Genomic DNA, 12415 nt, shown 5'->3' with positions numbered 1-12415 from the left:
ACATTATCGGGTTTTGACTTTGCTTTTTAATCTTTTTTCCAAAGGCTATTCCTTTGTGTTGTTGTCCAGTTTAACAAATTCCACGGTAATATTTGCCATGGAAAGCATCTCTTTGGCAAGGGCGTCGGGATAATCTGTGAGGGTGACAATGCGTTTGATGCCTGCATTCACCAGCATCTTGGCACATAGGGAACAAGGGTACGTGGTGCTGTATAATGTCGCACCAGAAATTTTTATGCCATAATGCGCCGCCTGGAGCAGGGCATTCATCTCGGCATGGAGGCCACGGCAGAGTTCGTGTCGTTCTCCAGGTGGCACCTTGAGCTGTTCCCGTAAACAGCCAATCTCTAAACAATGTTGGAGTCCACTCGGCGCGCCGTTATAACCCGTCGTCAGGATATGTTTATCCATCACCAGCAGCGCCCCCACCTGTCTTCTCAAGCAGGTGGAGCGTTGTGCTACCTCCCGGGTAATTCGCAAAAAATATTCATCCCACGAGGGTCTCCTGGACATCTTATTTCCCAATGCAAAATTCAGAAAATATGTGATCTAAAATATCTTCTGTGGTAACCTTTCCCATAATCTCACCAAGGGTATCTATTGCCGTATGCAGGTCCAATGCTATGAATTCGTAGCTTTCATTATTTCTTGCCGATTCAATGGCTTGTTGAATTGATTGAAGGGACCGCTGGAGTGCCTCTCTTTGGCGCATATTCAATAGCGGTGGCGCTATTGATGTGTTTATCCTGCCTTCCAGGACTGTCTCTGCCAGCATCTCTCTCAATCTTTCCAAACCAACACCGGTCAGTGTGGAAGTAAGTATTATGGGATATTCTTTCAACTTCTCCGGCAATTCGTAATGAGGAATTTCTTGGAGGAGATCACATTTGTTCATTATAACAATCACATTATTCGTCAAATCGTCTAAATTTATTTCCAGGAATTGTTCGCCCAAATTGGCGCTGCCATCAAAAACAAGCAACAATACCTGTGCCCTTGTTAACATGGATTGCGTCTTTTCCATCGCTCTGGAGATAACAGCGCCTTTTGTATCATCTGCTCCCGCCGTATCCGTCAATTTAAAACGAATTCCATCTATTTCTAAAATATCGGTAACCACGTCCCGTGTCGTTCCTGGTATCTCGCTAACAATAGCCCTTCTCTTTCCCAAGAGGGCATTGATCAGACTCGACTTTCCCACATTGGGCTTACCGTACAAAACGGTATCAATCCCTTCCGGAGGAACTCTGCTAGTTTCCGGTTGGTTTAAAAAGTGGGAAATTGTTGTTTTGATTGCCTCCAACCGCTTCATGATTTCCGTTGCTGATATCAGGTCAATATCCTGGTCTGAGAAATCAATAGATGCCTCTATATGTGAGCAAAGGGAAATCGAATCATCTTGTATACGCCTGATCTCCTGTGAAACGTCTCCGGTCAGGTGCGCAATTGCTGCCTTCAATTCGAGGTCTGTTTGTGCGCGGATGATACGCATGGTAGCCTCGGCCTGTGCAAGGTCTATCCGACCATGCAAGAAGGCTCGTTTTGTAAATTCGCCCGGTTGTGAAAGCCGGATACCCCTTTTTGTTTGAATTCCCTTTGATAAAAAAGCATTCAAAAGCATATCCAGGAGGGGTGGGGAACCGATGGTATGGATTTCCACCACGTCTTCCTTTGTATACGAATAGGGTTTTTTCATGATATATAAAACGACAGGAATATTAATATATTCCTCAGGGATATAAAGGTGTCCCTGTACAGAGGAATAGGAAGGAGCAGTCTCTAAATCAAGATGAGAGGCCGAAACGAAAAAATCTTTGATACAATGAATGGCTTCTTGGCCGCTGATCTTGATAATTGCGTGCAGCGACCTCCCCGACGGCGTGGAAACAGCAACAATCGTATCCTGGATTTCGGGGCACATAAATAAGGGATTGTTTATTTTATCTTCTTGATAGTTTTCCGGATTACTATGCCCTCAATAATGCTAAATATAGTACTCGTTGTCCAGTAGACTGTAAGCCCCGAAGGCATGTGATATAATATGAATGCAAACATGATAGGCATAAATGACATCATCTTTTGTTGTGCCTGTGCCTGTGGATCTGCTGCCGGTGCTTTGGGTGTGACCTTCATCTGGGCAAAGGAAGCGCCTGTCATAATTAACGGCAGTATATTGAGGGCATTTCCGAGAAAAGGTATGCTGAAGGGAAGCAGCAACAAGGTATCCGGTCTTGAAAGGTCGCTGATCCAAAACATGAAGGGTGCCTGCCTCATTTCAAAAGAAAGCTGCAAGGTGCGGAAGAGTGCAAAAAAAACAGGGAGTTGCAATACCATAGGCAAGCAGCCACTCATGGGATTGACTCCGTATTTTTTAAACAACATCATCTGTTCTCTTCCCATCTTTTGTTTATCGTGTTTATACTTTTCCTTGAGCTGGTTTATCATGGGTTGTAGTTGTTGCATTCTGAACATGGAGACCTGGCTTTTTCTTGTGAGCGGGAAAAGAATTGCCTTGATGATGATGGTTAATACTATGATTGAGATACCATAGTTGGGAATTACACGATGGACGGCGTTCAAAAAAGTCAAAAGCACTTTGCTTATTACGGTAAGCCAGCCATAGCTGAGAAGGACAGCTAGTGTCTCGTATTGTTCCAGGACTTGCTCTTTTTTCGGCCCAACAAAATAGATGTAACCATGTTTAACTGCTTCATGTGGTAGTATACGAAACTTGTTTGTTTGTAAAGTGACCATAAAGTCGCCATGCTCTGCCTTTTCCTGTGAGATCATTCCTTGGGCGTCAAATGCCTGTGCATGAATAGATGCCACCAAATCACTTGGCGCAGGTTTCAGGATCGTGGAGAAATATTTATTCGTTGACCCGGCCCAGACAATGCCTACCGATTCATTCTTGGAAGGCAATTCCTTTGGCGCCATACGTACGAGTTTGGTCCTTTTATTTCCCAAATCTACGCCTGCTACCGCTGCCATATCAGTTGAAGGTTCACCTTCGTGGGTAATCATAGAAGATGCAATAATACTGTATGATGTTGAAACCTCAGTATCCGTGTTGTTTTCTAAGGTAATGTCCACGTCTACATGGTATTTGTCCGGAGGTAAAGTGATTGCTTTGATAAGGTTTATTCCCTCCTCCAGTGTGGTAGTAAATACAACCTTATTCCCGCTTTGTTCGGAGATGGTATATCGCTGCCTCTGAAGGTTTGTTTTTTGAAGGGTACTCTCTATCGCAAGCGGATGATATTCTGTGTTAACATCTTTTAATAAATCCAGGATATTTTTTGCCTCGGCATCTTTAAATTGTTTCAGCTTAACGGATTTGAGCGCTGCCCCTTCATTCGTCCATATCATTCTCACAAATGCGTTTTCAATAACGACTTCCTTGGCTGGAATGTCCGTTTGAGATTTGGCAGGTAGTGCTGGCAAAGGCTTGGGGGCTTCGACAGTCTTTATCTCACGTGGTTTTCCCAAAACAGCCTCTTCTTTTGTTTCCTCGGTAACCTTGGCCTTTTTTGGAGAGAACAGGGGTAGTATAAAGGGATAATACAACAACATAATTATCCCGCAAATAATCATAGCAATAAGCGCCTTTTTATCCATTAATCTTTTTTTGTTCCTCCGGTAATTCTGCCTCGTCAATAAGCATAATTGGAATATCGTCTCTTATCGGATACCGTCGTCCGCACTTTGCGCATATAATTCTTTCGCCTTCCAGCCTGACATCTGCCTTACAGAGCGGGCAGGCAAGAATGTCCAGCAATTCCTTGGTAATCATTAGAGAATCACCCTTTGTCAGAAAATGGATATTTCATAGAATTTACAGACCATTTGATAGCCTTTGATTGTCTGACAGCCCTGTTGATTACAATTGGTGATCAAAGACCCGCATTATATGACATCCGTGTTGAACGTTCACGGGAAATTACTATAAACTCAGAATGCTAACAAACCAGTCCAATAATTTCAAATTAAAAGTACGATTCATTGTAAATTGTGTTTAACATGGCATCGTTTGAGAATATAAGGATATCTGGATGTCTGCATAGTTTGCTGGTTGCTCTATCTTTATCCTGTGGAGACGTACCAGTTCCAATAGCGCCAGGAAAAATCCAATAACCCGTCTCCTTTCGTGTATTCCCATGAAAAGATTTGTAAAAGACAGAGAGTCGTTGAGATGTACCCTTTCCAAGACCTCGTTCATGTATTCCTGGATCGGCGTGTCATCGTAGATTACTTTAGTGGATACATCAAACAATGTCTGTTTCATGATTTGGGAAAACCTTTGTAAAAGATCCCACACGCTTACATCCACTACCGGTAATTCTTCATCTTTCTTGTCTATTGTTTCTGTTGGAAACTCCGTGTGTATTCTCATACATTTTTTTTCCCACTCAGCAGCCCTTGCGGCTAAAATAAAGGTGCTTTCCTTATACCGTTTATATTCCAGTAATTGCTTTACCAGCGATGACCTCGGATCTTCTATCTCTTCTTCATCATCTTTTATTTCCGTGCGAGGAAGGAGCATGTATGACTTAATATACATAAGGGTAGCCGCCATTACCAGAAAGTCTCCCACAATGTTCATGTCCAGGGCTTGTATTGCTTCTATATACTGCAGGTACTGATCTGTGATTCGTGCAATGGGAATATCGTAGACATTAACCTCTTCCCTTCGGATCAAATAGAGAAGCAAATCAAGGGGGCCGTTATAAATATCCAGATCTACTTTATATTCGCTTGTCATTCCTTTTGCAATGCCAGAAAAGATGAAAAACTGATTTCCTGATACATTATAAGCCCGTAAATAACCTGAGAAAATATTGTATGGGTGGGCCGAGTATTATCCCTAAAATCGGGATGCCTGCATAATTTCCCAGAATGATTAGCCCCAACAGGATAAACGGGCTGTAACGCTCGATCTCTTTGTATTTTTGCGCCATTGGATAGGGTAGCAATCCTTCCAGGATGTGAGAGCCGTCCAAAGGGAATAAAGGTATCATATTAAAGAATGCCAGCGAGAGATTAATTATAATCCCCGATATCAAAAGGTTATAGAAAATGGCGGATACATTCATTGGGATGAATGGCGTGTTCCGCAATAGTTGAAAGATTACGCCGAAGAGAAATGCGGAAACAAAATTAGAGGCAGGTCCCGCAAAGGATACAATCATATTATCCCGGCGAGGGTTTCGAAAATTGTAAGGATTTACCGGGACGGGTTTGCCCCACCCAAAATGGGCAAAGACAAAACATAACGCCCCAAGGATATCGATGTGTGCCAGTGGGTTTAATGTCAGTCGGCCCTGCAGCCTTGCCGTTGGGTCGCCAAACTTATTAGCCGTCCAGCCATGGAAATATTCGTGAATGGTTAATGCATACAGTATCGCTGGAATTGATATGAGTAAATTGTTCAGGTTCACAGATATACAAACTCTCCCTTTTTAAGCCAGTAACATACGATAGCATACTAACACAACGAAAATAAGTTGTCAAGTCTGAAGCACTTAATTGAAAATCATTATTGACAGTTTATCTTCACAAATGAGCCAAGTTTGTCAGAATAGCCGCAGAGGTGCAAAGATGAGGTGTGAGATACGATGTAGGGGGGTAAGAATATCATTCTCGTACTTCCTGACTCGAAAATTTAATTATTAATATTTGTATAACTATTCATATGAAAGCAAGATGGAACTCTTGTTAAGCAACCTCCTTTAATGGCTCTAAAGTAACCTTATGTCCAAGCTTTTCGAGGCGTTTAACAAGATGTCGCTTCAAACTTTCAGAATTAAGACGATCGAAGTAATCGTTTCCTAAATCATGGTATGAGATTCTGTGTTTCAGCATATGGTAAACTATCTTAAGGATCGTGTGACCAACGGCAACAATTGCTCGTTTCTTCCCACGTCGGGATGCAAGCCTTCGGTACTGGGCAGAGAGATAAGTCTTTTTGGTATGGCTGGCAGCCCAGGCAGATTGATTCAGGGTTCTGCGAAGCCATCGGTTGCCTTTTGGCGTTGCACCAGTTTTTCTTTTGCCGTCGCTTTCATTATTTGGGACTTGTTACCGGTACGGATGGTGCCGATAACGCGCGCTCAATAACAAAGGTCAAATTGACCGTCTCACAGTTCCGGGATTCGAAAATGCCTGGGGGGAGATGACGGCGACTCCTGATAAACTGTCCCTGAATCGAGAGGAAAGTAGTGAAGTAACAGTTACCGTAACAGGCGAATACGATTACCCGGTGGAAGGCGAGGATGCAAAGGTCAAATTTAAGGCAGGATGCCTCAAGAAATCGGTAACGGTAAAGGTTCAGTAAAATAGTATAATAGTATTTTTGACAGAAAGAAGTTGATGGGAAAGCCGTTATTGTATTATGTACTTTGTTTTTTATTGAAATAGGTTTGTAATTTTCTCAATATAACGTCTGAACGGCGCTGCTGGCAATAGTCTGTCCATAGCAAGTGATTTGTTATCCTTCTTCTGCCATTGCCTTTTCAAAGGCCTGGTCAAGTTTCGCGCATTCTTTTGCCAAACGGGTGCGTTTCATTCGCGCAAGCTTTTCCTTTACAGCTTCCTGAATAGCCTGGCTGCGATTCTGAAAAATATGTTCATGAACGAATCTATCCAACTGATCAATGTATTGTTCATCCAATGTGATCGCAATCTTTATTTTGCCCATAAACAACTCCAGTATTACTTATATCATACCTGTGGTTTTGTTAATTATTTTTCATGGCTAGTTGTGTAGACATAGAATGTCTACAACACTGTTACAAGAAACAGTGTTATTTTATCAATAACGCACGTATGCATGAGAAGGTTTCGAGATAAGTAGATATTTCCAGTATAACGATCAGTTCACCGATGGAGGCCATTCCTTGACTCCCGAAGGGTTAACAGGCGTCGCGGGACCACTATTCGGTGCAGCGCCTGATTTGGCATTGTGCTTTCTTCGGCCCACCTGAACGTCGATAGTGCAGAGCCCCCCAGCGCACCCCGCAGTCTGTCGATTTCCGGCAAGCCTGGACAGGTCAGGGCGTGATACGAAAGTGCGGAGGAGGAGGTCCGCCGAAAGGGCCTCCTGGCGGTTCCATGGAAGGAGGGAAAGCATTCGAGCCATCAGACAATAGCCAAAGATCACCAGCGCAAAGGTTCCAACCGTCGGAAGCCAGTAAAGCCATCGCATTTGAGGAACGAAGCAAATTCCCAGGAGCATCAGGTAAGCGATACGGAGTTGCACCGGAAAGGCGGACACACTTTTCTCGCGGATCAGCATCACAATTACCTGAAACCCAGTGATCCCCATTGCCGCCACGAAAGTCACGGGATGCCCACGCAGACCAATCGCCAAAAGAATGGCAGTCAGTGTCCAGGCCCACCACGTCCAGTCACCCAATAGGATGAAGAAGAGTCGATCGTGTTTTTCAGTCATTTCGCTTTTCATGGCACTTGCATTGTCAACTTGTTGCCAAACGATCACTCAGAGGGTATTTTTCAACCCACAGGATTGAAAAATACCCTCTAGAAATTTGACGGGCAATCTGGGCTATTTCTTCTTTGCTCAAGCCTTTTCCTTCTAGAGTTTTTGAGACTGCTTCCCTGCCTTTTTGAATGTCCTTTTTCCATTTCTCTTTTTCTTTTTCGCTTTTATGATCCCAGACGGGAGGATAGTTGTCCTTCCATCCTGTTTTTTCTCCATGAGTGAAGTCGGGTGGCGTGTCAGCCTTTTTCTCTAATCCTGGCGGTTCCGCAAGCGATGGCAAGCTTGCGCCAAGGAGCACTGCTACTACCAGGCACAACACAGTAGCAAGGTTCTTCATAATCACTTCTCCTTTCTGAGGTCTATGCCCCACATACGCGATCCAGCCTGTAACCGGTCTATTCTGTCGGTTGTGTTAGGGTTGGGTTGGGCAAAGCGAAACCCAACAACGGAGATTATTCATGTCCCATATTTTCATCAAAAAATTTTTTGTACTCACTCTTGCATCGTCTGCTGAAATAACTCTTGATCAATCGCCATCGCATTGAGAAAGCATTGCCATTTTCTGGTAATGTCCACATACAATGGATATGATCAGGAAGTAAGACAAAAGCCCGAATTCTAAAGAGGCGTTGCCTGACAATATACTGGAAGGCCTCTTTTATCAGCGACACATTTGCCTTTTGACATAATATCCTCTTTCTATTGTATGTTATTACGGTAAAGAAGACCGTTGCACCTTGCGCTTGTGACCTGTCTGCGTGCATCGCACAGGCAGGTCTGCGATATTGCATTATTTTCTCGGTATATTAGGTTGTTGGGTTTCGTTCCTCAACCCAACCTTTATTACGATATTTGAACCTGCAAAGAGCGACGGTCTGAGGTATGCGATAGTTATGTGCTTATTCTTCAAATCGTTCTGTTATAGTCTCAAACAATCGCCTTCCATGAATCACTGCCACAATAAGAATCTGCTGCTTTTTTATTTGATAAACAAACAGGAGACCAGATTATTTTGTAGTCCATCTGCTAAACCGCTTTTCCACGTCTTCTTGTGAAACAGTTCCCTCTTCTTCTGCCCTTTCAATGCCCTTCTGGATCTTTTCAATGACATATAGATGATACTGAATATCCTCTATCGTGCAGTTTATCCGGAAGCTTTTTAAGTAATGATTTAACGTCGTCCTTTGCTGTATTCATAGCTCCTTCCTTTCCTTTTATAAGCACCTTTCTACTATTTTTACATTTCTTTCCCGTCTCTTAGTTCCTGTCTTCTTGTTGAATAATGTTTCCCGACAAGGTCTTCCAACGAATCTCTGATGTTTTGATTCGACAAATTCTAAGAATGATTAACTTTCTGTATAATCCGGCCCACAACCCAGTAAAATGGCTTCGGACGCCGTGGCCTCCTTTGCTCAAGACATGGGTGTAGATCATCGTTGTGCTGACGTCTTTGGCGAAGACGATCAGAGATTATCATTTGTCGTTTTTCAATGTCAAGCTTTTTTCGTATTTTCCGGGGAACGAACGGGGTCAAATCGTTCCAGGTTGTCCGAGAATTGGTGTTTTTAGCAAATTCTTGTGTCATGTTCACCTTGGATTTCCATAAGCACCCTGGGGTTTTTGTCAATTGGAGTAAGTTCCTCGATCTCCTTTTTGCTTCCTGCGCCAAGTGCCTCGAACTTTCGTACGGACGGGAGCACACGACCTTCAAAGGATGCAACTGCGGCATTAAACGCTTCCACAGCCTTTCCAAGGGATCCGCCGAGTTTCGTGAGATGTTCAACCATCGTTGCAATACGTTCGTGAAGCTCCTGTCCGAGTTCACTAATTTTTCTGGTGTTCTCTGATACCTGTTCCTGCCGCCAGCCATAGTACACGGCACGCAGGAGTGCGATCAGGGTTGTCGGTGTGGCCAGGATGACATGCTGTTTTGCGCCCTCTTCAATCAGTGCGGGATCCAACTCGAGGGCGGCACTGAAAAACATTTCACCGGGCAGAAAAAGAACTACAAATTCCGGTGTGGGTTGAAACTGTTCCCAGTAAGATTTTGCGCTCAGTTTTGTCATGTGAGACCGAATCTGTTGCGCATGGCTCCTGAGCTTTGATAAGCGCTGGTCGTCGTTTGTGGATTCTAAGGCATCAAGATACGCCAAGAGAGGCGTCTTCGCGTCAACAACAATATTCTTCCCTCCCGGTAGCCTCACGAGCATATCGGGCCGCAATCGGCCGTCTTCTGTTGTTACCGTTTGCTGCCGGTCAAAATCGCAGTATTCCAGCATGCCGGCAATCTCGACCACCCGCTTAAGCTGTATCTCTCCCCAGTGGCCTCGTACCGTCGGTGTCCGGAGGGCCTTGACCAGATTGCCAGTTTCAGACTGTAGCTTCTCCTGTGTGTATATGAGGGACTTGACCTGCTCGGTCAGGCTCCCATATGCCTGCTGTCGTGCTTTTTCTAATTCCTGGATCTGGGTGTCTACTTTTTCCAGGGACTGTTTGATGGGTGTGACGAGATGCTCTACAGCCTTCTGCCTCTGTTCAAGGTCTCCCTTCGCCTCGGTTTGGTATTTTTCCAGGGTAATTTTTGCCAACTCCAGGAAGGATTGGTTGTTACTTTTCAGTGCTTCTGATGAAAGTGCCTTAAAGGCATCGCCCAGCTTCAGAGTAGCATCGTTAAGAATGTTCAGTTTTTCATAAGTCGTCTTACGTTCGTGTTCGAGTGTAGTCTCCAGCCGCACGATTACCTGATTAAGTTGGGAAACTGTTTCGCTCTTCAGGTCAAGATCAGCCCGTGTATTTGCCAGATCCTGCTGAGTTGCGATATATTGTTCGTTGAGCGTTGTGATGCGTACCCTGCAGAGCAGCCAGGTGACAGCGGTTCCCACAAAAACCCCGGTTACCATTGCAATAATTAACCAATGAATTTCCATAGGAATCCATCTTTTAAAAACAAATTATACGCAATTAGGGGAAAACACGATTTTTAAGCTTTGGCACAATTTATATTAAACACGGACAAACAAAGTTTGTCCGTGCCACCCTTTTATATTGAATTTCTAATCATTGAAATATGATTTCATTCAACCGTTACACTCTTTGCAAGGTTCCTGGGTTTGTCTACATCGCATCCTCTCATGACTGCCATATGATAGGCCATTAATTGAAGTGGTATCACGGAAAGGATTGGTGTCAGGCAATCGGAGGTCTTGGGTATGTAAAAGACATGATCGACCTTTTCTATGATCTGTTCATCTCCCTCAGTTGCAATTGCAATCAACCTCCCACCCCTGGATCTGACCTCTGCAATATTACTTAAGATCTTTCCGTAGACACTATCTCTTGTGGCAATAAAGACCACTGGCATATCCTTATTAATGAGGGCAATGGGGCCATGCTTCATCTCGGCCGCTGGATAGCCTTCGGCATGAATATAGGATATTTCCTTGAGTTTTAATGCACCTTCAAGCGCTACCGGATAGTTGTATCCTCTCCCCAAATAGAGGGCGTTTTCACTGTCTTTATATATCCTTGCAAGTTCCACAATCTTCTCTTCCATGTTGAGAATGATCTGTACCTTATCGGGTATTGATTGGATGACCTTAATCATGTCAGAATGTGTTGGTGTATGGGGATATTTCAGATTCATCATATAAAGAGTAAACAGATATAAAACAGTAATCTGTGCGGTAAACGCCTTGGTGGATGCAACTCCTATCTCAGGGCCGATGTGCAAATAAATCCCGCAATCAGCCTCCCTGGCTATGGTGCTACCTACAACATTACAGATAGAAAGCAACTTGGCTCCTTTGTGCCTGGCTTCTCGCATTGCCGCCAGGGTGTCTGCCGTTTCACCGGACTGGCTTATGGCAATCACTACCGTGCCTTCTTCAATCACGGGATTTCGGTATCGAAATTCTGAGGCGTATTCCACCTCAACAGGTATACGCGCCAGTTCTTCCAGCATGTATTCTCCCACAAGCCCCGCATGCCAGGAAGTACCACAAGCAACGATAACGATGCGTTTCGCCTCCCGGAGTTCCTTTTCAGAGCTCATTAATCCACCCAGTTTTATTAAACTGCTATTACTTTCAATTCTTCCGCGCATGACGTTTCGCAACGCCTGGGGTTGTTCGTGGATTTCTTTGAGCATAAAATGCTCATAGCCACCCTTCTCGATCATATCGATATTCCACAGTACCTCCTCTACCTTTTTGTAGGTGGGGATGTTTTGCATAGTCTTGGTTTCGTAATGGTTCAAGGTAAGAATGGCCACCTCATTATCATCCAGATACACCACGTCCCTCGTATGCTCCAGTGAGGCGGAAACATCAGAGGTAATAAAATACTCCTGAGTCCCAATCCCTATTACGAGAGGAGATCCCTTCCTCGCCGCTACAATCTTTTGTGGGTCTTTCGTGGAGATTACTGCAATGCCATAGGTCCCCTCTACCTCTTTTAGTGCCTCCATAACGGCTATTTCGAGGTTATTCTGAAAATATTTCTCGATGAGATGTGCAAGGACTTCCGTATCTGTCTCACTCCGGAAGATGTGTCCTTCCCGTTCTAACCTTGATTTTAAATAATCATAATTTTCGATAATTCCATTATGTACCACGGCAATCTCATTATGACAATCAACATGAGGATGGGCATTCTCCATGGTTGGGGCTCCATGCGTTGCCCATCGTGTATGGACGATCCCTGCATGTGTATTGAAATTGTTCCCATCAAGTTTCTTCTCTAGTTCGGCGATCTTGCCTACGGCCTTTTCGCACTTCAGAATATCGTTCTCAATGAATGCAATCCCGGAGGAATCATACCCACGGTATTCAAGTCTTTTGATACCGTCTAATAGCACCCCGACAGCCTTGTTATGTCCAATATATCCTACAATTCCACACATACGTTTATCTCTCA

General features: G+C 44.1%; 14 protein-coding genes. 2 read left to right on the top strand and 12 right to left on the bottom strand.

Annotated elements, in window-relative coordinates:
• Positions 1-45: 45 nt before the first annotated feature.
• The 6 genes from BROSI_RS04850 to BROSI_RS04825 form a co-directional block, all read right to left on the bottom strand.
• Positions 46-513 (bottom strand): deoxycytidylate deaminase, encoded by a 468-nt coding sequence (locus BROSI_RS04850; protein ID WP_052562644.1) that lies wholly within the window; start codon positions 511-513, stop codon positions 46-48.
• Position 514: 1 nt separating this feature from the next.
• Positions 515-1921, bottom strand: a complete 1407-nt coding sequence (mnmE, locus tag BROSI_RS04845; protein WP_052562643.1) for a tRNA uridine-5-carboxymethylaminomethyl(34) synthesis GTPase MnmE — start codon at positions 1919-1921, stop codon at positions 515-517.
• Between the two features lie 14 nt (positions 1922-1935).
• On the bottom strand, positions 1936-3618 hold the full coding sequence (gene yidC / locus BROSI_RS04840) for a membrane protein insertase YidC (protein WP_052562642.1): 1683 nt from the start codon (positions 3616-3618) through the stop codon (positions 1936-1938).
• Positions 3611-3793, bottom strand: coding sequence for a Trm112 family protein (locus BROSI_RS04835; RefSeq protein ID WP_052562641.1), 183 nt, complete (start codon positions 3791-3793; stop codon positions 3611-3613). Before BROSI_RS04835 ends, yidC begins: the two co-directional genes overlap by 8 nt.
• A 222-nt stretch (positions 3794-4015) precedes the next feature.
• Complete coding sequence (locus BROSI_RS04830; RefSeq protein WP_052562640.1) at positions 4016-4762, bottom strand: segregation and condensation protein A; 747 nt, start codon at positions 4760-4762, stop codon at positions 4016-4018.
• 46 nt (positions 4763-4808) lie between these two features.
• Positions 4809-5438 (bottom strand): site-2 protease family protein, encoded by a 630-nt coding sequence (locus BROSI_RS04825; RefSeq protein ID WP_052562639.1) that lies wholly within the window; start codon positions 5436-5438, stop codon positions 4809-4811.
• A gap of 412 nt (positions 5439-5850) precedes the next feature.
• Between BROSI_RS04825 and BROSI_RS20720 the strand changes: the two genes are divergently transcribed.
• Positions 5851-6117: a hypothetical protein gene (locus BROSI_RS20720; RefSeq protein WP_230400644.1), complete on the top strand. Its 267-nt coding sequence runs from the start codon at positions 5851-5853 to the stop codon at positions 6115-6117.
• 55 nt (positions 6118-6172) lie between these two features.
• Positions 6173-6334, top strand: coding sequence for a hypothetical protein (locus BROSI_RS19710; protein ID WP_157842391.1), 162 nt, complete (start codon positions 6173-6175; stop codon positions 6332-6334).
• A gap of 153 nt (positions 6335-6487) precedes the next feature.
• Here the strand turns inward: BROSI_RS19710 and BROSI_RS04815 are convergent, their stop codons facing one another.
• The 6 genes from BROSI_RS04815 to glmS all read right to left on the bottom strand — a co-directional run bounded on the left by BROSI_RS04815 (position 6488) and on the right by glmS (position 12401).
• Complete coding sequence (locus BROSI_RS04815) at positions 6488-6697, bottom strand: ribbon-helix-helix domain-containing protein (RefSeq protein WP_052562637.1); 210 nt, start codon at positions 6695-6697, stop codon at positions 6488-6490.
• 174 nt (positions 6698-6871) lie between these two features.
• The gene (locus tag BROSI_RS04810; RefSeq protein ID WP_157842390.1) at positions 6872-7273 is read right to left on the bottom strand and encodes a hypothetical protein; all 402 of its coding nucleotides are present in this window, start codon (positions 7271-7273) and stop codon (positions 6872-6874) included.
• A gap of 202 nt (positions 7274-7475) precedes the next feature.
• Positions 7476-7838: a hypothetical protein gene (locus tag BROSI_RS04805; RefSeq protein WP_052562635.1), complete on the bottom strand. Its 363-nt coding sequence runs from the start codon at positions 7836-7838 to the stop codon at positions 7476-7478.
• 115 nt (positions 7839-7953) lie between these two features.
• Positions 7954-8292: an REP-associated tyrosine transposase gene (locus tag BROSI_RS04800; protein WP_052562634.1), complete on the bottom strand. Its 339-nt coding sequence runs from the start codon at positions 8290-8292 to the stop codon at positions 7954-7956.
• Between the two features lie 774 nt (positions 8293-9066).
• Complete coding sequence (locus BROSI_RS04795; protein WP_052562633.1) at positions 9067-10428, bottom strand: DNA recombination protein RmuC; 1362 nt, start codon at positions 10426-10428, stop codon at positions 9067-9069.
• Positions 10429-10574: 146 nt separating this feature from the next.
• Positions 10575-12401 carry a glutamine--fructose-6-phosphate transaminase (isomerizing) gene (gene glmS / locus BROSI_RS04790; protein WP_052562632.1) on the bottom strand — a complete coding sequence of 609 codons (1827 nt, stop codon included), beginning with the start codon at positions 12399-12401 and terminating at the stop codon, positions 10575-10577.
• Positions 12402-12415: the final 14 nt, after the last annotated feature.

Source organism: Candidatus Brocadia sinica JPN1 (genome assembly GCF_000949635.1).
Classification (GTDB): domain Bacteria; phylum Planctomycetota; class Brocadiia; order Brocadiales; family Brocadiaceae; genus Brocadia; species Brocadia sinica.
The sequence above is the reverse complement of the archived record's forward strand: the minus strand, read 5'-3'. Positions and strand labels throughout refer to the sequence as shown.

What these genes read in the sequence shown, in the direction of transcription:
- BROSI_RS04850 (WP_052562644.1), bottom strand. Translation starts at nt 513, where the DNA reads ATGTCCAGGAGACCCTCGTGGGATGAATATTTTTTGCGAATTACCCGG.
- mnmE (WP_052562643.1), bottom strand. Translation starts at nt 1,921, where the DNA reads ATGTGCCCCGAAATCCAGGATACGATTGTTGCTGTTTCCACGCCGTCG.
- yidC (WP_052562642.1), bottom strand. Translation starts at nt 3,618, where the DNA reads ATGGATAAAAAGGCGCTTATTGCTATGATTATTTGCGGGATAATTATG.
- BROSI_RS04835 (WP_052562641.1), bottom strand. Translation starts at nt 3,793, where the DNA reads ATGATTACCAAGGAATTGCTGGACATTCTTGCCTGCCCGCTCTGTAAG.
- BROSI_RS04830 (WP_052562640.1), bottom strand. Translation starts at nt 4,762, where the DNA reads ATGACAAGCGAATATAAAGTAGATCTGGATATTTATAACGGCCCCCTT.
- BROSI_RS19710 (WP_157842391.1), top strand. Translation starts at nt 6,173, where the DNA reads ATGACGGCGACTCCTGATAAACTGTCCCTGAATCGAGAGGAAAGTAGT.
- BROSI_RS04815 (WP_052562637.1), bottom strand. Translation starts at nt 6,697, where the DNA reads ATGGGCAAAATAAAGATTGCGATCACATTGGATGAACAATACATTGAT.
- BROSI_RS04805 (WP_052562635.1), bottom strand. Translation starts at nt 7,838, where the DNA reads ATGAAGAACCTTGCTACTGTGTTGTGCCTGGTAGTAGCAGTGCTCCTT.
- BROSI_RS04800 (WP_052562634.1), bottom strand. Translation starts at nt 8,292, where the DNA reads ATGCAATATCGCAGACCTGCCTGTGCGATGCACGCAGACAGGTCACAA.
- BROSI_RS04795 (WP_052562633.1), bottom strand. Translation starts at nt 10,428, where the DNA reads ATGGAAATTCATTGGTTAATTATTGCAATGGTAACCGGGGTTTTTGTG.
- glmS (WP_052562632.1), bottom strand. Translation starts at nt 12,401, where the DNA reads ATGTGTGGAATTGTAGGATATATTGGACATAACAAGGCTGTCGGGGTG.